The 18,034-nt window shown below is 64.5% G+C and carries 18 protein-coding genes and 1 pseudogene; 7 read left to right on the top strand and 12 right to left on the bottom strand.

From position 1 onward, the window contains the following. Positions 1 to 572, top strand: a pseudogene (locus B3T59_RS23495) (MFS transporter); the annotation flags it as partial. Positions 573 to 623: 51 nt separating this feature from the next. On the opposite strand, the gene malQ reads toward B3T59_RS23495, so the two are convergent. Next, positions 624 to 2,783 carry a 4-alpha-glucanotransferase gene (gene malQ / locus B3T59_RS23490; protein ID WP_287005270.1) on the bottom strand — a complete coding sequence of 720 codons (2,160 nt, stop codon included), beginning with the start codon at positions 2,781 to 2,783 and terminating at the stop codon, positions 624 to 626. 114 nt (positions 2,784 to 2,897) lie between these two features. Between malQ and B3T59_RS23485 the strand changes: the two genes are divergently transcribed. Beyond that, on the top strand, positions 2,898 to 3,515 hold the full coding sequence (locus B3T59_RS23485; protein ID WP_005203718.1) for a cysteine hydrolase: 618 nt from the start codon (positions 2,898 to 2,900) through the stop codon (positions 3,513 to 3,515). Positions 3,516 to 3,896: 381 nt separating this feature from the next. Here B3T59_RS23485 and B3T59_RS23480 read toward each other — a convergent pair whose 3' ends face one another. From B3T59_RS23480 to B3T59_RS23465, 4 genes are all read right to left on the bottom strand, one after another. After that, complete coding sequence (locus B3T59_RS23480) at positions 3,897 to 5,297, bottom strand: MFS transporter (RefSeq protein WP_064862370.1); 1,401 nt, start codon at positions 5,295 to 5,297, stop codon at positions 3,897 to 3,899. A gap of 86 nt (positions 5,298 to 5,383) precedes the next feature. Then, positions 5,384 to 6,445, bottom strand: a complete 1,062-nt coding sequence (locus B3T59_RS23475) for an esterase/lipase family protein (RefSeq protein ID WP_231894995.1) — start codon at positions 6,443 to 6,445, stop codon at positions 5,384 to 5,386. Positions 6,446 to 6,629: 184 nt separating this feature from the next. After that, positions 6,630 to 8,024 (bottom strand): FAD-binding oxidoreductase, encoded by a 1,395-nt coding sequence (locus B3T59_RS23470; RefSeq protein WP_376782602.1) that lies wholly within the window; start codon positions 8,022 to 8,024, stop codon positions 6,630 to 6,632. Between the two features lie 4 nt (positions 8,025 to 8,028). Beyond that, a complete protein-coding gene (locus tag B3T59_RS23465; RefSeq protein WP_287005269.1) occupies positions 8,029 to 8,685 on the bottom strand; it encodes an SDR family oxidoreductase in 657 nt (218 codons plus the stop codon). Between the two features lie 255 nt (positions 8,686 to 8,940). On the opposite strand from B3T59_RS23465, the gene B3T59_RS23460 reads away from it, so the two are divergent. Both B3T59_RS23460 and B3T59_RS23455 read left to right on the top strand, forming a co-directional pair. Continuing rightward, entirely contained in the window at positions 8,941 to 9,417 is a 477-nt protein-coding gene (locus B3T59_RS23460) for a MarR family winged helix-turn-helix transcriptional regulator (protein ID WP_156527450.1), read from the top strand. Positions 9,418 to 9,512: 95 nt separating this feature from the next. Next, the gene (locus B3T59_RS23455; RefSeq protein ID WP_064862367.1) at positions 9,513 to 11,348 is read left to right on the top strand and encodes an MFS transporter; all 1,836 of its coding nucleotides are present in this window, start codon (positions 9,513 to 9,515) and stop codon (positions 11,346 to 11,348) included. Positions 11,349 to 11,640: 292 nt separating this feature from the next. Here the strand turns inward: B3T59_RS23455 and B3T59_RS23450 are convergent, their stop codons facing one another. The 5 genes from B3T59_RS23450 to B3T59_RS23430 all read right to left on the bottom strand — a co-directional run bounded on the left by B3T59_RS23450 (position 11,641) and on the right by B3T59_RS23430 (position 14,253). Continuing rightward, entirely contained in the window at positions 11,641 to 11,931 is a 291-nt protein-coding gene (locus B3T59_RS23450) for a hypothetical protein (RefSeq protein WP_064862366.1), read from the bottom strand. A gap of 59 nt (positions 11,932 to 11,990) precedes the next feature. After that, positions 11,991 to 12,914: an LpqN/LpqT family lipoprotein gene (locus tag B3T59_RS23445; RefSeq protein ID WP_064862365.1), complete on the bottom strand. Its 924-nt coding sequence runs from the start codon at positions 12,912 to 12,914 to the stop codon at positions 11,991 to 11,993. Positions 12,915 to 13,046: 132 nt separating this feature from the next. Continuing rightward, on the bottom strand, positions 13,047 to 13,289 hold the full coding sequence (locus B3T59_RS23440; protein WP_039854792.1) for a hypothetical protein: 243 nt from the start codon (positions 13,287 to 13,289) through the stop codon (positions 13,047 to 13,049). 62 nt (positions 13,290 to 13,351) lie between these two features. Beyond that, positions 13,352 to 13,810 (bottom strand): hypothetical protein, encoded by a 459-nt coding sequence (locus B3T59_RS23435; RefSeq protein ID WP_064862364.1) that lies wholly within the window; start codon positions 13,808 to 13,810, stop codon positions 13,352 to 13,354. Between the two features lie 113 nt (positions 13,811 to 13,923). Then, on the bottom strand, positions 13,924 to 14,253 hold the full coding sequence (locus tag B3T59_RS23430) for a hypothetical protein (protein WP_064862363.1): 330 nt from the start codon (positions 14,251 to 14,253) through the stop codon (positions 13,924 to 13,926). A gap of 130 nt (positions 14,254 to 14,383) precedes the next feature. On the opposite strand from B3T59_RS23430, the gene B3T59_RS23425 reads away from it, so the two are divergent. Next, entirely contained in the window at positions 14,384 to 14,857 is a 474-nt protein-coding gene (locus tag B3T59_RS23425) for an NUDIX hydrolase (protein WP_005203743.1), read from the top strand. Between the two features lies 1 nt (position 14,858). On the opposite strand, the gene B3T59_RS23420 is transcribed toward B3T59_RS23425, so the two are convergent. Then, complete coding sequence (locus tag B3T59_RS23420; protein ID WP_251722855.1) at positions 14,859 to 15,377, bottom strand: SRPBCC family protein; 519 nt, start codon at positions 15,375 to 15,377, stop codon at positions 14,859 to 14,861. Next, entirely contained in the window at positions 15,374 to 15,784 is a 411-nt protein-coding gene (locus B3T59_RS23415) for an ArsR/SmtB family transcription factor (RefSeq protein WP_005203748.1), read from the bottom strand. Before B3T59_RS23415 ends, B3T59_RS23420 begins: the two co-directional genes overlap by 4 nt. Positions 15,785 to 15,920: 136 nt before the next feature. Here B3T59_RS23415 and B3T59_RS23410 point away from each other — a divergent pair, with 136 nt between their 5' ends. Then, on the top strand, positions 15,921 to 16,955 hold the full coding sequence (locus B3T59_RS23410) for an NADP-dependent oxidoreductase (RefSeq protein WP_064862360.1): 1,035 nt from the start codon (positions 15,921 to 15,923) through the stop codon (positions 16,953 to 16,955). A gap of 128 nt (positions 16,956 to 17,083) precedes the next feature. Continuing rightward, positions 17,084 to 17,914, top strand: coding sequence for an aldo/keto reductase (locus B3T59_RS23405; protein WP_064862359.1), 831 nt, complete (start codon positions 17,084 to 17,086; stop codon positions 17,912 to 17,914). The last annotated feature ends 120 nt before the right edge of the window (positions 17,915 to 18,034 follow it).

Raw genomic sequence — 18,034 nt, 5'->3', positions numbered from 1 at the left:
CGCGGTCTTCGCACGTGCCGCGATCGCGGCCTTCGCAGGTTTCGCGGTGATGGGCACATTCACCGGCGTCACCCCGTCGTTCGTCTCGCACGTGCTCGGCATCCACTCGCCCGCACTCGCCGGTAGTCTGGTGTTCCTCCTGTTCGGCGCGTCCGCCGCAGCGCAGATCGCGGGTCGCACGATCCCCACCGAACGCACTGATCGCGGGCTGTGCGCTCCTGGTCGTCGGCATGGCCGTCCTGGTGGGCGGACTACTCGCCGCCTCGTTCACGCTGCTCGTCATCGGAGCATTGATTGCCGGTGCGGGACAAGGCCTTTCGTTCAGCAAGGGACTCGCGTCGGTCGTCGCCGCAAGTCCCGCTGATCGTCGCGCCGAGGTGATGTCGACGTTCTTCGTCGTCGCGTACGTCGCCATCTCGATCCCCATCGTCGGCGAGGGTATCGCGGCATCGCACTGGGGACTCAAGACGTCGGGGGTCGTGTTCAATGTGGCCGTCGGTGTGCTCGCGCTCATCGCGCTGGTGTTGACCGCCGTGGCCGTGCGACGCGAGAACGCCCGCGCCTTCGCATGATTGCGCTTCAGGCCAACCGATCCCGGTAAGTCAGACCTCGGCCGGTCAGTCCTACAGCAGCGAGCGTCGATGCGCGCCGACGCCCTCTCCCACCAGGGCCGCGACGAGGTCGGCGAACCGACGACTGCTGGCGAGATCCTCGACCAGCACGACGGTCCCGTCCTCGTCTGCGAGGGGGATGCACCAGTTGGGGTATTGCTCGCTGTCGGTGCCCGGTTGGTTCTGAATCCGACGCTCCCCGACGGCGTCGACGAGTGCCACGCCGAGCAGCACCGACGGGCTTGCCGCGATGAGCCGATACAGCCCTTCCACGGTCTCAGCACTCGTCAGCGCGATGTCCGGATCGAGCAGCCCGCGTGCGCGAGCGAGGTCGAGGATGGCGTCGCGGTCGCGCGCGTCACGGGCGCGTTCCTCCGACTCGGACGTCTCGAGCAATCCGAGCTCAGCGCGTAGATCGATGTGCTCACCTGCGAGGTAGCCCAGCGTCGGCGGCAGGTCATGCGTGGTCACTGAGGTGAGGCAGAGTTCTCGGTACTCCTCCGGCGGGATGGGTGCGTATGGGCCGTGCTCGAACCACAGGATCGACGTCCCGAGGATTCCGCGTTGCGCCAGCGCGGTCTGCACCGTCGGCTCGAAGACTCCGAGATCCTCACCGATCACCACCGCACCTGCCCGCTGCGCCTCGAGTGCCAGGATGCCTAGCAGTGCGTCGTGGTCGTAGCGGACATACGTGCCGCCCGCGGGACCCATACCGTCGGGAATCCACCACAGCCGGAAGAGCCCGAGAATGTGGTCGACGCGGAGGCCACCCGCATGCCGCAGAACTGTCCGCAGCATGTCACGATACGGCTCATAGCCTGCCGCCGCGAGTCGGCCGGGATGCCAGGGCGGCTGATTCCAGCCCTGCCCCTGCTGATTGAAGCCGTCCGGTGGTGCGCCGACGGTCGCGCCAGAGGCCAGCACGTCCCCGAGCATCCAGGCGTCTGCTCCGTGACGGTCGACGCCGACGGCCAGATCGGTGATGATCCCGATACTCGTACCCGACGACATCGCCGCGTGTTGGGCCGCGGCCAGCTGCTCGTCGCAGATCCACTGCAACCACATGTAGAAGTCGACGCGATCGCTGTACCGACGGCGAATTCGCTTGAGGTATCGCGGATCAGAAGCCTTGTCCGGCCAGGCGGTCTCATCACTTCCGAACCGTTCTACGAGAACACACCACGTAGCGAAACCCTTGAGCCCCTTGCCCTCTCGCTTTCGGAACCGCAGAAAGGCGTGATCTCGACGCTTACTGCGCGGAACGTCGTGGACGAGTTCGAGCACGTCGAGCTTTGCCCGGTATGACTTGTTGCGCTTGATTCTCGACGGATCGAGGTCGTCGGTGAAGAACTCTTTCTGCAGTCCCTTGATCCACTTGCGTTGCGCCTTCGGCAGATCGTCGGTCTCGGGGATCTCCTCGATCCTGATGTAGAGCGGATTGACGAAACGACGCGTCGCAGGCAGGTATGGCGATGCCTCGACAGGTGGGCGTGGTGACGCGGCATGCATCGGATTGACCTGCACGAAGTCGGCGCCGTAGACACTGCCCGCGACCTCGCATACCTGGGCGAGGTCGGCAAAGTCGCCGACCCCCCACGACGACGCCGAACGCACCGAGTACAGCTGCAGTGCCAGCCCCCACTGTTGCGCGCCGAGCAGGTCGTCTGCGGTCGAGAGCCGACGTGGTGTGACGATCAAGGGTGCAGTCGCGTTGACGTCGCGCGCCGGATTGGCCGCGACGATCTCGTGATAGCCCTGCGGCAGATCCGACGGCAACGCGAACGTCGCCCGCCCGGTGAGCACACCATCGACGTCCCGCGGTTGAATCCATACGTCGAGCTGTGTCGGCGTGAGCGTGTCCCCCGATTCCGTTCGGATGCAGACCGCAACCGGATCGCCGTGCGGAACGTGCACAGCAAATGTCGTGTCATCACCCTCGGTGACAACGGTGACCGGGGGCAGGAAGGACCGCCACGGGGCGACGTCGAGTTCTGCCAGGGACTGCTCGATCTCGACGTCGGTGCCTGCCGCGACGTCGAGCGATGCGAGCACCGCAACCAGCGTGTCCCGCGATACCTCGTGATACTCCTGATCCCAACCGGTGTAGCCGATACTCACTCCGCAGCGCTGTGCGAGCTCGGCCAGCCGGTCACTCACCTGATCGGTCGTCACGTCTGCATCGTCTCACCGATTCGGCGGGGACGCGCGCTCACCGACAACCTTGCGCGACGACCCAGCACGCAGTTGAATTCTTGTGACCCCGATCACTGCACACTGGGAGTATTCATGGCCGACGACACGCTCACCCTCGACCCAGCAACCACCGCACTGGTTCTCATCGAGTACCAGAACGAGTTCACCAGCGACGGAGGCGTTCTGCACGACGCCGTCGCCGAGGTCATGGACTCGACGGGGATGCTGTCCAACACCGTCACACTCGTCGACAAGGCCCGCGCCGCAGGCGTGACGATCATGCACGCACCCATCACCTTCGCGCCGGGCTACGGCGAACTGACCCGACACCCGTACGGAATCCTCAAGGGCGTCGTCGACGGCAACGCCTTCGTGAAGGGCACGTGGGGTGCCGCGATCGTCGACGATCTCACCCCGACGGAGGGCGACATCCTCATCGAGGGCAAGCGCGGCCTCGACACCTTCGCGAGCACCAACATCGATTTCATTCTGCGCAGCAAGGGAATCGAGACGATCATCCTCGCCGGATTCCTCACCAACTGCTGCGTCGAGTCGACGATGCGATCAGGCTACGAGAACGGCTACCGCGTCATCACGCTGACCGACTGCACCGCCGCGACGTCGCCGGCCGAACACGAAAACGCCATCTCGTTCGACTATCCGATGTTCTCGCTGCCCGTCGAATCGTCGGAGGTTCTCGCGGCGCTGTAGGTGCCGGCCGGGCCTCACACCCGCCCGTCCACGCCCGCGTGATGCCGTGCGAACGTGATGTCAGACGGCGAGCGGCGGTCCGATGCCGAGGTCGCGCCACCGGCGGCATTGATACGTGGATCGACGCCGCGGGCAACCCGACCTATCGCCGACATGGTGTTGCCTCATAGTGTGCGGCAGGATCTCGTACGCCCCGTCGAAGTTCGATGCGCTCACTCGTTGGTCGAGAAGCGGCAGCAGCGACATCTCTGCGTCACTGGCCGTGTCGGAAACGTTCTGCACGACACTGCCAACCACCTCGAACACCCGCGCCATTCCCTGTCGTCTCCCGCGCACAACACCCCAATCACCACGCGACGACTGCGCGCGCTCGATGATCTCCTAGAAGAACTGGTCGCTGCGGCGGATCAGCGAGGTGGCGACGACGCTGATCAGTCCGGTCAGCACCAGGTAGCCCGCGGCCAGCCACGGCGTGCCACCCGCCGCGCCGAGCAGCGCGGTCAAGATGAGCGGCGTGAGACCCGACGCGTAGATGCCGGAGAACTGATACACCACCGACAGCCCGGTGTAGCGGACCGGCGTCGGATACAGGCTCGCGAACAGCGTGCCCTGCGCGCCATAGAACAGGGCGTGCACCACGCCGAACACCGCCACGAGTCCCACGGTGAACCAGATGAGGTCGGCGGTGCCGAAGAGCGCGAACACCGGGTACACCGCAAGCGAGTAGGCGATCATGCCCGCCAGGTACACGCGCTTGGGGCCGAACCGGTCGGTGAGCACGCCCGACACCGGTAGCAGCACGGCCATCACCAGCGAGGCGATTGTCACCGAGATCAGCACCGAGACCTTGGGCAGAACGAGTTGTGTTGTCGCATAGGCGATCGCGAACACACCCCAGGTGTTGAACGCCGACCCTTCACCCCAGCGAGCGAGCAGCCCGAGCACGGTGTTGCGCGTATACGGTCGACGCACCACCTCCTTGAGTGGCGCAGACGATTTCTGGGAGAGTTTGTCGACCTCCCGGAAGGCGGGCGTCTCGTCGACCTTCAGGCGCACCACGAACCCGATGACGACCAACACGATGCTGCCGAGGAAGGCGATGCGCCATCCGTAGGCGAGGAACGCGTCGTCGTCGAAAACCACCTGCAACAGCGCGAACATCGCCGTGCCCAGTGCGAGGCCGAGCGCCAGACCGATCTGCGGAATCGAACCGAAGAAGCCTCGACGCCCCCGCGGACTGTGCTCGACGGCGAGCAGGACCGCACCCGCCCACTCCCCGCCGAGCGCGAACCCCTGCACGACGCGGAGTACCAGGAGCAGGATCGGTGCGACGATCCCGACCTGCGCGGCCGTCGGCAGCACGCCCATCAGTGCGGTCGCGAGGCCCATCATCACCATCGTCAACGCCAGCGTCTTCTTCCGGCCGATCCGGTCACCGATGTGACCGAACACGACGCCGCCGATCGGACGCACCACGAACCCCACGGCGAAGGTCGCGAACGTGAGCAGAGTGCCGACGAATCCGCTCTGGTGCGGGAAGAACACCGTGTTGAAGACAAGACTCGCCGCGGTCGCGTACAGAAAGAAGTCGTACCACTCGACGGTCGTCCCGAGCAGACTCGCCACCGCGACGGTCCGCAACCGCCGACGCCGCTCGCCGTCGGTCTCGTCTGTCCGCGGCTCCGCGCTTGCAGCGGTCGGCGTGCTCGCGGCGTTCGGCGTGCTCGCGGCGTTCGGCGATCCGGCGAGCGGATCAGATGCGGTCGTGGGAGTCGCAGTCACGGTTATTCGACGCTACGCACCACCACGCCGATGAGCCCAGACCATGAATCACGGTGATCTCAACTAAGTGTGATCCCCACCGGCCGTCACCGTGCGACGCACACCACCGGGGCGTCGGCGCCGAGGCCCCGCAGCGCCAGGGACTGCGCTCGTGGCGAGTAGGTGAAGTCGGTGTGCTCGGTGTGGTCGTCGGCGCAGCCGTTCTGGATCACGATGTTCTCGACGCGGGCACCGGGACCAGCCGTCAGAAACGAAGCCGTGTACGGCGTGGAGACCTCGTCGTAGATAGTGGTGAGCACCGTGTAGCCGATTCCCGGCAGAGTGTCACCACCGCGGTTGAGTCGAGTGATGAACGCCGACCCCACCTCTTGATCCGCACCGGCGGGGCCCGACGCTGCGCCAACCTCGGAGCTCATGTCGATGCTCACTGCCCGGAGATCGTTCTCGAGACCGACCAATCCGTTCATCGTCGTACCATGATTGGTCGCGACCATTGTCACCACGTGAGACACCTTGTTGCGCTGAGGATTCGACGCATCCGCACCACCGTGGAACTTCAGGTAGCCGCGCGCGATGACACCGCCCTGAGAGTGGCCGACGAGATCGACCTGGCGCGCACCGGTCGCCCGCAGCACCCGATCAACGAACGCACCAAGCTGTGCCGACGACTCGTCGACGTGGCCCGCGCCGTACTCGCCGCCGTGCTGCCGTGCGGGTATTCCGCCACCATCGGTCGCAGACAGTATTCCCAGGTTCGGTGCGAAGACACAGAATCCGTGCCTCGCAAGCACCGGCGCAAAGCCTGCCCAAGTCTGATACGCCGATTCCCAGGTTCCATGCACCAGAACGACGGGACGCGGATGGGCAGCAGATGGTCGACAGGCCCAGTTGTTTGCGCCCGGTGGATTCGCTTCGGGATTCGAGAATCGTGCCGCCGCGCGGAAGTTGGACTGTACGGGACCGCTACCCACGGGGTCTGCACCGACGCTTGTCGCCGCATCCGCCGTCGGCGCGAGAAGCGCTGCGGCCAGGAGCGCCGCAGACACTGCCGTGACGACCGTCGACCCGATGCGACGTGAACGAATCGGACAAATACGAAATCCGTTGCGCAGCACTGATTCCCCCGTGAATTGACTGGTTTTGATCATAAATTCGCGATTGAGCATAGGGGCCAATGGGGGCGCAAGACCGGTCATGTGGTCGGTCAGTAGTTGCTCAACCGAGTGTGTCGCCGCTCGCATCGCCTGTTCGAGGTGGTCGGCGCTAATGCGGGCAATTCGTGGCAGGGGCAATTCAAAAGATCAGGCATTTCAGAACACCGCGATGCGGTCGCTACCCGAAGAGAACTCCCGGGTTGAGAAGCCCCGACGGATCGAGCGCAGCCTTGATCGCCCTCATCGTGTCGAGGTCGACTGCCGATCGACCGAGTCCGGTCCAGGCGACTTTCGCGCGGCCGATTCCGTGTTCCGCGCTGATGCTGCCGCCGTGGGCGGAGACGATTCGAAACACCTTGTCACTCAACGATTCCACCGATTTCTCGGCGACGTCGAGCAGGTTCACGTGGATGTTCCCGTCGCCCACGTGCCCGAAAAGGATTGGCCGACAATCGTCATCAGCGATGGCGGCGAGCTCATCGAAGGCCACCGGCAATTCCCGCAGCGGAACCGAGACGTCGAGCTTGACCACCGGCGTCGTCGTCGACCGCGCAATGGATTCGGTATGACTCTCACGTACGAGCCACAGATCGCGCGAAGGACCCGGTTCCACGACCGCGTCGACGACGCTCGACTGACCGTCAAGCACTTGCAGCACAACGTCTTCCGCGTCGTGCGGACCCGAGACCTCCAGGAGGACATAGAACTGCGCGGGAGTCGACACGGGCCGTCGGACTCCGTGCTCGTGCACCAGGTCGACGCCCGCCTGGGTCATGATTTCCGCGGCCTCTGTAGTCAGGCCGGCATCGGATACGGCGTCGATCAGCGCGAGTGCAACCGATACGTCGTCGATCGCAGCGATGAATACGACGGTCGCTCCGGTCGTCGGAACGAGGCGGACGAGCACGCGCGTGATGACGGCCAGGGTTCCCTCGCTCCCCGCGAGCAGGCCCGGAATGTCGTATCCCACATTGTCTTTCACGAGGTTGCGCCAGCGGCGCAGGACCTGTCCATCTGCGCGCACGGCCTCGATCCCGAGTAGCTGACTGCGGGTGTTGCCATGCCGGATCATTCGGGTGCCGCCCGCGTTGGTCGCCACCATTCCGCCGAGCGTTGCCGACTCGCGCGACGCGAGATCGACGCCGAACCGGAGACCCACACTCGACGCCCGCGCATCGAGTGCCGCAAGCGTCAGCCCTGCCTGCACGCCGACGCTGCGACCGACCGTGTCGATCTCGTCGATGTCGGTCATACGTGCGGTCGACAGCACAATCGCAGGAGTCGAGGCGTCGGCGGGCGGGATCGACCCGCCGACAAGCCCGGTATTGCCGCCCTGCGGACAGATCGCGATACCTTCGTCGGCGCACAGCCCGACGACCGCGGACACCTCCTCGGTGGTGCGGGGTCTGACAACCGCGACGGCGCTGCCGGTCCAGCGACCTGTCCAGTCGGTGAGGTAACCCGCCATCGCATCGGCGTCGCTGAGGACGTGCGACGACCCGACGATGTCGCCGAGTCTGCCGAGGGCGTTGAGTCTGCCACTCACTGGATCACCGAGGTCAGGGGTCACCACCCGATTATGCTGGCTTGATGGCCTCCGCGATCGGCGTGGAGCCGTCGTTGAACTCGATGAACGTGCCGATGGTCGACGGCTCGACGATCACGGCCGCCGCGACCTGCGCGACGTTGTCGCGGCTGGTGTGCCCCTTCGTCCAGTCGCCCTTGTGCGTGACGTCGATGCGGCCGGTGCCCGGGTCGTCCGTGAGTGCACTCGGTCCGAGAATCGTCCATTCCAGGTCGGTCTTCTTCAGATACTCGTCGGCCTCGGCCTTCGATTCCGCGTACGCGTAGAACGAATCACCTTCCGGCACACCGTGATCGGGTCCGGCGCCGAAGTACGAAACCATGATGTATCGGTTGACGCCTGCCGCTTTCGCCGCATCCATCGACCGGATGGCCGCATCCCGGTCGACGGCGTAGGTGCGTTCTGGACTTCCACCACCAGCACCTGCCGACCACACGACGACGTCCTGTCCCGCCAGGACCGAGGCGAGGCCGGCTGTGTCGAGCTTCTCCACATCTGCGAGCAGCGGCTCCGCGCCGGTCGCCGAGACGTCGTCGGATTGGGCGTCGTTACGAATGACGGAGGTGACCTTGTCTCCCCTGTCGCTCAAGATCTTGGCCAGTCGCAGTGCGATCTTGCCGTGTCCGCCGATGATGATCACCTGGGTCATGAGAGTCCTCGTTTCGTCGGTGAATGGGTCGCCACATCCAACGTACCGACGCCGACGGCTCATTCCTCCCGAAGCACAGACACCCCTCGAGCGAACACCCTTCGCCGAGTTTACGATTCGATTACTTAGCATCAAGCAACTATATTGATCGTGGCTGGGTCCCTTGACCGACTTCTCGTCATCAGGGCATTCGTAGCCCGGAAAACAACACAGTTATCGACAAGTTCGACCAATCGAGCACGATTGACAAAGAAGGTGATCACCCTGTCCGACTCCACTTCAATCATCTCCACGACGCTCGACGGGGCAGGCACCAACGACGTCGCGGTGCTGCACCATCATCTGGTTCGCGTCACCCGCGCACTTCGCACCAGTGGGACCGGCAATCTCAGCGTCGGAACGGCATCGGCGCTCTGGACGATCAACGCGCACGGCCCGCTGCGCATGTCGGCACTTGCCGAGCGTGAGTCGGTCGCGTTGCCGACGATCTCACGCCTCGTCGCGAGCCTCGAGCAACTCGGGTACGTGACCAGGACACCCGATCCCGAGGACGGTCGGGCGCGTCTCCTGGTGGCAACCCCCGAAGGCGCGGATGTGATCACGCACGCTCGTACCAAAAAAGCCCAGTTACTCGGAGCCGCGATGGAGCGGCTCGATTCTCAGCAGCGAGAGCGCGTCCACGCGGCCATCGAGGATCTCGCCGACGCGCTGGCAGAGGAGATCTCGACCTGACGGCATCACCTGCTCCGCGGAGTGCCCCCCATCCCCACCACCAGATATCTCCACTGACGACTTCCTCCGTTCACTGACTTTGCAAAAGGATTCACATGACCACTGCGGTTAACGGCGCCGGGTCCGCCCAACCGGCACAGGCTCCCGCTCACGATCCCCACTACAAGTGGATAGCGCTGTCGAACACGACGCTCGGCATGCTGATCGCGACCATCAACTCATCGATCGTGCTCATCGCGCTGCCTGACATCTTCAAGGGCATCAACCTCAATCCGCTTCTCCCCGAGAACACCAGCTACCTGCTGTGGATGATGATGGGATTCCTCGTCGTCACCGCGGTGCTGGTGGTGAGCTTCGGACGACTCGGTGACATGTTCGGTCGCGCCCGGATGTACAACATGGGCTTCGCCATCTTCACCGTCTCGTCGATCCTGTTGGCGATCACCTGGTTCGACGGCAGCGAGGCAGCTATCTGGCTGATCTTCTGGCGCATCATTCAGGGCGTCGGAGGAGCGTTCCTGATGGCCAACTCGTCGGCCATCCTCACCGACGCCTTCCCACCGAACCAGCGTGGTCTGGCAATGGGCATCAACGGTGTCGCAGCCATCGCAGGCTCGTTCCTCGGCCTGCTCGTCGGCGGTTTGCTCGCGCCGATTCAGTGGCATTACATCTTCCTGGTCTCAGTGCCCTTCGGCGTCGTCGGAACCATCTGGGCCTACCTCAAGCTGCGTGACACCGGTGTCCGCAAGCACGCCAAGATGGATTGGTGGGGCAACGTCACCTTCGCCGTCGGCCTGGTCGCGATCCTCATCGCCATCACCTACGGCATCCAGCCCTACGGCACCTCGAACATGGGGTGGACGAACCCGTGGGTCCTCGCCGGCCTGATCGGCGGTGTCATCGTCCTGGCCATCTTCGTGCTGATCGAGACCAAGGTCGCGAGCCCGTTGTTCGAACTCTCTCTGTTCCGCAACCGCTCCTTCGCATACGGCAACCTCGCCAACCTGATGGCGTCGATCGGTCGTGGTGGACTGCAGTTCCTGCTCATCATCTGGCTGCAGGGAATCTGGCTACCGCAGCACGGCTACGACTACAGCCGCACCCCGCTGTGGGCAGGTATCTACATGGTTCCGATGACCATCGGCTTCCTCCTCAGCGCACCGGTGTCGGGCGCGCTCAGCGACAAGCTGGGCACCAAGTGGTTCACCACGCTCGGCATGCTCATCACTGCAGGCACCTTCGCGGCACTCATCGCGATCCCCGTCGACTTCGACTACTGGGTGTTCGCACTGATCCTGCTGATCAACGGCGTCGGCATGGGCCTGTTCGCCTCGCCGAACCGAGCGGAGGTCATGAACAGCCTTCCGATCACGTCTCGTGGTTCCGGCGCGGGCATGATGACGACGTTCCAGAACGCTGCGATGGTGTTGTCGATCGGCCTCTTCTTCTCGCTGATGATCGCGGGTCTGAGCCAGCACCTGCCGACGGCCATGTACAGCGGACTCACGTCCAACGGCATGCCGTCGGAAGCTGCCAACGGAATCGCGCACCTGCCGACGGTCGGCATTCTGTTCGCCGCGTTCCTCGGGTACAACCCGATCAAGGAGGTCGGGGGCCAGGCACTGCAGTCACTTCCGCAGGCCAGCGCCGATCACCTCACCGGGCTCAACTTCTTCCCGCACCTGATCAGCGATCCGTTCTCCGACGGCCTCACCGCGGCGTTCACCTTCGCCATGATCTGCTGCGTGATCGGCGCGATCGCGTCGCTGTTCACCGGCAGCAAGACGATGAAGGTCGAGACGGTCGACGGTGCCGCCGCGGAGTCGCATCAGCCTGCCGAATCACTCGGCGAAGAGCTCGCCGCCGTCGCCGCCGACGCGAGCGAGATGCCCGGCGAACTGGTGACCCCCGACTCGTCGCGCCGTTCCTGACGCCGCCGCCGGTCGAGCCCGATCCGCGGGTCAAGCCCGATCCGCTGGTCGAGCCGATCCGCTGGTCGAGCCCGATCCACGGGTCAAGTCGATCCGCTGGTCGAGCTTGTCGAGACCATCCCGCGGCACCGGTCCTCGCCCCGGGGTGGCCTGGCTCGGTAGATGTGTGTCGTTTGTGAGGATGTGGGTGCTGCAGCACCCACATCCTTACGTTCGACACACATTTGGGCCGGAGCAACCCCACTCCTCCGGCTGAGCTCATGCCCGCTGGTGGAGCCTGTCGAGACCACCCTCAGTCGTGAAACTCGTTCTTCGGGAGTCGTTCCCGGGCGTCGGCCGACCAGCGGGCAGCGCGGACCCGCAGGTTCCAGCGAGCAGGAGGCACGGTGAAATCCATCCACCGACCGTCGCCGAGCCAGAGTGACCAGAGATCCTCGTCGGGAAAATCGCCCATCCGCACGTAGACCCGTTCACCCGCTGCCGTCGCGGTCAGCCAACCCTGGTCGGTCGGATCGTCGACGAACTGGGCTTCCGCAGCGAGTACCGACTCCAAGTCGACGACGCGATCGGCACGACTCACCATTGCTCTCCCCCTCGTTGATCCACCCCGGGCGTCACCTCGAAACCCCGACTACCCCGAGCTCAGTCGTCGAGCCCCACGCTGCTGACCGCGGCGACGACCTCACGACACAGCTCGCGCCCTTCGCGGAGCGGCACTATGCCGGTCGTGTGGACCAGGTACGCGACGTTCCCACGCGCAAAGACCTCGTATCGCAGTGCGCAGAACCTGCGCTCGCCGAGATCGAGGTACGTCCCCGTCTGCAGCGACGCACCCTCCGTGCGAAACCCTCGAGCAGTGGTGACGACGTCGTCTTCGTCCCAGCCCGGCAGGGCGCGGGCCTCGACGGGCGCATGGTCGAGAAGTGCACCGAGGTCGGTGTGATGGTCGACGATGAACCGGGTGAGCACGATCGCGATGGTGCCTTCACAACCGTTTCCCGCGACGAATAGGCGCAGACATCCCGGCGACTGTGCGGCCTGCCAGGCGTCGTCGAGGTCGATGGTGATCTCGCCGGGCACCGACATCGGATCGGTGACCCGATGCGCGGAGACCGCCATGCGGGTGAGTCGGTCGAGAATCGGCACCGGGGCATCCACCGCCCGCGCAGCTTCACTTGATCGTCGACGCCGTGCCGCGCCGGCGCTGCGCGGACTGTGCGCGCTGTGTCCACCCAGACGGGTCGACGTGGCTCCGGGCCGATCACGACGATTCATCCGGGTGAAGAACTCGCCCGTTCGCGTATCGATTTCGCCTGTGACGGCGCCGAAATCGGCCTGGTCGGCAAAGCCGGCAGCAATCCCAGTCGAGTCGGCGATCCCCGCCGAGTCGTCTGGGCACTCGGCGGGGTCCGCGGACCCGGTCGTTTCGGAGTCCTGTGCGGCCCCTGGTGGGTGGATCGGTTCGGCGAGCGTGGTCGACTCGCTCATCACGGCTGGGTCGGGCGCATCCGGGCCGGTCTGCACCAGGAGCCGGGTCACCGGTACGGCATCGCTGTCAACGGACACCGGACAATGGTACGCACGTAACAAACCTGGTGACCATCTCGCGCGGGAGTTGGACGTCCCACACCTCACCGAATCCGCTGAACTGAATCATGCTGTCGCGCTAGCGAATTCGCGGGTGATCGTTTGCCGTCCTCAGAAGCCCGATGAACCACCACTCGACCTCGAGGACCGCGACGACCGGAAGAGCATGTAGCCGCCGTAGATCGCGAGGGCGATGAGCCCGACCCAGAAGAGTCCCTTGAGTACCGGGCCGATGATCGCGAGCGCAATCAGCGCCACGACAACGATCCCCAGGATCTTCCAGAAGCCCATTCCCGAGCCGTTGTTGTTATTGCTGTTCGACGATGTGCTGGTGCTGTCATATGAAGTGGTCATGACTCCACGATGCGCGAGATCTGCAGGGAAATCACCTGTTCGGAACCGATCTGGGGGAAAGATCAGGGGCATCCCCGAGCCGGCTGCGGCGCGGTGTAACTCCACCCGAGGGATGCCGGATTGCCCCACGCACACCGGTCCCGGAACCAGCCGATGCAGATGTCGGCGATGAGTTCTGCAGAGGCGCTCACGAGATAACCGTGGGTGCAGTCGTCGAAGCGGTCGTCGAGGCGCCACCGATTGCGCACCGACCGCGGTACCGAATAGCCGGAAAGTCGAGGACGCTCCATCAGGGCAGTCGACAATCTCACCAGGTAGACATCGCCGTGCAGGACGTGCACCTGGGCGCACTCGACGTCGGCGTCAGGGGCAACTGTGGTGTCGAGTCCCGCGGGTCCGAGATCGAGTACAGCCGCGTTCGGCATCGCGCCCAGCTCCCGGATCAGCCACGTCCGCATCTCCGCCCAACCGGGCGATGCGGACGGCCCGCGCGACACATTGTGCGTAGTAGGGGTGTTCATTTTGCCATGCCTCATCTCGGCGATCGGATGCGCTCTTACACGCGCACACCACAGTGAAGCACCCACCACCGACAGATTCGTCGAACACATACTCGACAAGGTCCGTGTCGCAGCTACTTCTTCTCCGGTTCATCGCGGCCGAGTGCAGCGTCGGTCTGTGCGTCCGCATACCCGGGCTTGGTGATCCAGTTGGCCTCCAGGCCGTCGGCGCGCTTCTGCGCCTCGTACTCCTCGGCGATGTTCTCGTGGTCGACAGTGATCAGCGGAGACCCGCCGAACTCCCGATACAGCGCGAAGACGACGAGCACCAGCCCGAGCACCGCGCACACCCACGTGCTACCCGGAACACTCGACCAGCCGCGATCGACAACGTCGACAATCGCCCACACAACCCCGACCAGTCCGATGCCGACCAGCACCCCGAAGACACCTCTACCGCGCATCGATTACACCTTTCGCCTGCATGTTCCCGCCGCACGCTCGACCCGGATCGTTCGTAGCCGATCCTGCCACTCCACCGCACGACCCGAGGACCTACGACACAAAACGAACCGACCACGGCAAGATGGCCTCATGCCGATTCCCGGATTCATCACCGAACTGCGCTCCCACGTAGGGCATATGCCGCTATGGCTCTCCGGTGTGAGCGGAGTGGTCCGTGACGACCGCGGACACATCCTGCTCACGCAGCGCGCCGACACGGCCGAATGGGCAGTCGTCTCCGGCGTGCTCGAACCGGGAGAACAGCCGGCACGAGCGATCATCCGGGAGATCGCAGAGGAGACCGCCGTCGACGCGGAGGTGGTTCGATTGACCAGCGTCGACGTCACTCCGATGGTCACCTATCCCAACGGCGATCAGACGCAATACCTCGACGTGTGTTTCCTGGTCCGCCACGTCGCAGGTACGCCACGCGCAGCCGACGACGAGAACACCGATGTCGCGTGGTTCGCGCCAGATGCGTTGCCCTCGAGCCTTTCCGAGACGTCGAAGCTGCGCATCGAGAAGGCACTGGCCGACACCTCGGAGGCGTGGTTTCAGCGCTGAGTCAATCAGCGTCGGTCATCTGCTCGGCGATACGCCGGTAGTGCTCGGCTTGCGCCGGATAGTAGTCGTCGAAATCGATGTCCTCGACGCCGGCTCCGACCACGACCGCGACCAGCCGATCAAGGTAGTACTCCCAGCCGGGACCAACGGTCTCGACGCCGCCCGTGTCGTCGAAGATCTGCCGCATAACCAGCGTGGTGAGTCCGTCGACCTCGCTCAATTCGACGCGCAGATCCCATACGAGCCCTTCATCTTCCGACACCACCTGCAGAATCCGGGGCGGTGTGCACTCGACGATGTTCCATGGAGTCGACGCCACGTCGTCGCCTTCGGCGGTCATCACGAGTTCGACCCGACCGGATTCAGGGTCGCCGGTATAGGTGCCGAACCATCGCCCCAACCTGTCGGATTCGGTGACCGCAGCCCACACGTCCTCTATCGACGCACGGAACTCGCGTTCGAACTCGATAACGTTGCGCTCACTCAGTTTTCGGTATCGTCCCGTCGGTTCGGGGATCATCCCGCCTCCTCTTTCCCATGGGATCGCCGCAGTGACCGCTCGCCTTTCGCGCAGTCTTTGCGGGTTCTGTACACCTCGGTGGCGAGCGCATCGAGGGCATGCTGACTGATCGGTGGCAACACCTCGCTCTGTGGCCGATCGAGCGATGTCAGGGAGGCGACGTACTTCGTCACCTCGTCGAGCGCCGCCGGACGCAATCGATGCAGCCGCTCGCGTCCCCTGTCCTCGACGCAGACAAGTCCCGCGTCGTCGAGCACCCGCAGGTGCCTACTCACGGCGGGTCGCGAAATCGTCGCCTCGGTAGACAATTCACGCGTGAGGTCGATCACGCGCATCGGCGCCGTCGCGATGTGGTCGAGAATGCGTCGTCGGACCGGGTCTGCCAATGCGTCGAAGATGTCCTGCACACAGCAAATGGTAACTAATCAGTTACCAATTTAAGAAGACTTTCTCTCATCCGCTGCTGTCCGAGTACAGCGATCGACACCGGACGGTGACCTTCGGATCGGAATAGCGCGACGGTGCCTACGCCTTGAAACAGTTATGGCCGATTCAACGAACTCAGACTCCTCGACTACTGACTCAGCGAAGACACCGACCAACGAGAACACTCTCGACATCGAGTCGGCCGCCGTCACCGCGCGGCAGGCTGTGGCCAACGAATACGGCGAACCTTCGACGGTCGTCGAGATCGTGAAAGCCGAATTGCCACTCCCCGACCCAGGACAAGTCGTCATCGATGTCACGGCGATCGGCGTCAATCCCGCCGACGCCAAGACCGTGCGCGGAGTGATGGGCACCGACGAATCGAAACTTCCCATTCCTATCGGCAACGAACTCGCAGGCGTCGTCCGTGCCGTCGGCGATCCACTCGACGGCCAGACACCTGGCTTCGCGGTCGGCGACGAGGTCATCGCCTACCCGATCTCAGGCGCCTACGCCGACCACGTCGTCGTCAATGAGAAGTCGGTTCACCGCAAACCGGCAGGACTCGATGACGAACATGCGGCGAGTCTCCTGCTGGCAGGTGTCACCGCGGCCGACGCGATCGCCACCGCCGGCGTGCGCGCCGACGACACCGTGCTCATCCACGGCGGCGCCGGAGCGGTCGGCGTGATCGCGGTGCAGTTGGCACGCAAGATCGGAGCTACCGTCATCGCCACCGCCGCGCCCGCCAATCACGACCATCTGCGCGAACTCGGGGCCATCCCTGTCGCATACGGCGACGGCCTTCTCGAGCGTGTACAAGCTGCTGCGGAGAAGCCGGTCACGGCGGCGATCGACACGGTGGGCACCGACGAGGCAATCGACGTGTCCCTCGTGCTCGTCGACGACCGCGACCGCATCGTCAGCATCGCGGCGTTCGGACGCGGCGACGACGGCATCGTGCTGATCAACGGTTCCACTCCGCAGAGCAAAGAGAACCGCAGCAACGCAATCGACGACCTCATCACAGACGCGGCATCGGGCGCTCTGGTGACAGACGTCGCCCGGACGTATCCGTTGGACCAGGCCGCCAAGGCACTCGACGACATCTTGTCGTCGCATCCGCGCGGCAAGTTCGTATTGCTGCCCTGACCCCTTCGGATCGAATTATCTCGCCAGATAGGCCTCGGCCACGACGCCGCGCATGCAGACCGAGCGTGCACGGAGTCCCCCGGCTATCGCGATGTATCTGTTAGTTCCATAGACGCGAAAGGTGTTCCATGACAGTCCCACTCATCACCCTCAACAACGGCGTCGAGATCCCGCAGCTCGGTTTCGGTGTGTTCCAGATCGAGCCGGAGAAGACGGTCGACGCGGTGCGGACCGCGCTCGACGTCGGCTACCGCCACATCGACACGGCCGAGATGTACGGCAACGAGAAGCAGGTCGGTGAGGGCGTCAACGGGTCCGACATCCCGCGCGACCAGGTGTTCATCACCAGCAAGCTCAACAACGGATTCCACGCGTACGACGACGCACTCAAGGCCACCGACCAGACGCTCGCCGACCTGGGCGTCGACGCCGTCGACCTGTTCTTGATCCACTGGCCGCTGCCGGAGGTCGGGGATTTCGTCGAGACATGGAAGGCGCTGGAGAAGATCTACGCCGACGGCAAGGCGCGAGCCATCGGAGTGTCGAATTTTCAGAAGCACCACCTCGAGCGGCTCTTCGCCGAGACCGAGATCGTGCCCGCGGTGAATCAGATCGAGGTGCACCCCTATCTGACGCAGGACGATCTGCGGGCATTCAACGCCGACCACGGCATCGCGACCGAGGCGTGGTCGCCGATCGCGCAAGGCGACGTCCTCGACGACCCGGTCCTGAAGAAGATCGCCGAGGAGAAGGGTAAGTCGACTGCCCAGGTCACCCTGCGGTGGCACATCCAGCGCGGCGACATCATCTTCCCCAAGTCGGTCACCCGCTCGCGCGTCGAGGAGAACTTCGACATCTTCGACTTCGAGCTGTCCGGCGACGACGTCGCAGCCATCGACGGCCTCAACAAGAACAAGCGCCGCGGCCCCGACCCGGACACCTTCAACTACGTGCCCTGACCTGCGCCGCGCAAACGGTTCGCTCCCGCTCGGCGAAAAGCCGAGCGGGAGCGGCGGCTTTCGCCAATCGAGCTGGTCCACCGCTGATCGAGCCACTCTTCCGCTGATCGAGCTTGTCGA

This window comes from Gordonia sp. UBA7860, assembly GCF_002500165.1.
GTDB classification, from domain to species: Bacteria; Actinomycetota; Actinomycetes; order Mycobacteriales; family Mycobacteriaceae; genus Gordonia; species Gordonia sputi.
Note: the sequence above shows the minus strand (reverse complement) of the source record. Positions and strands in the feature narration are given on the sequence as shown.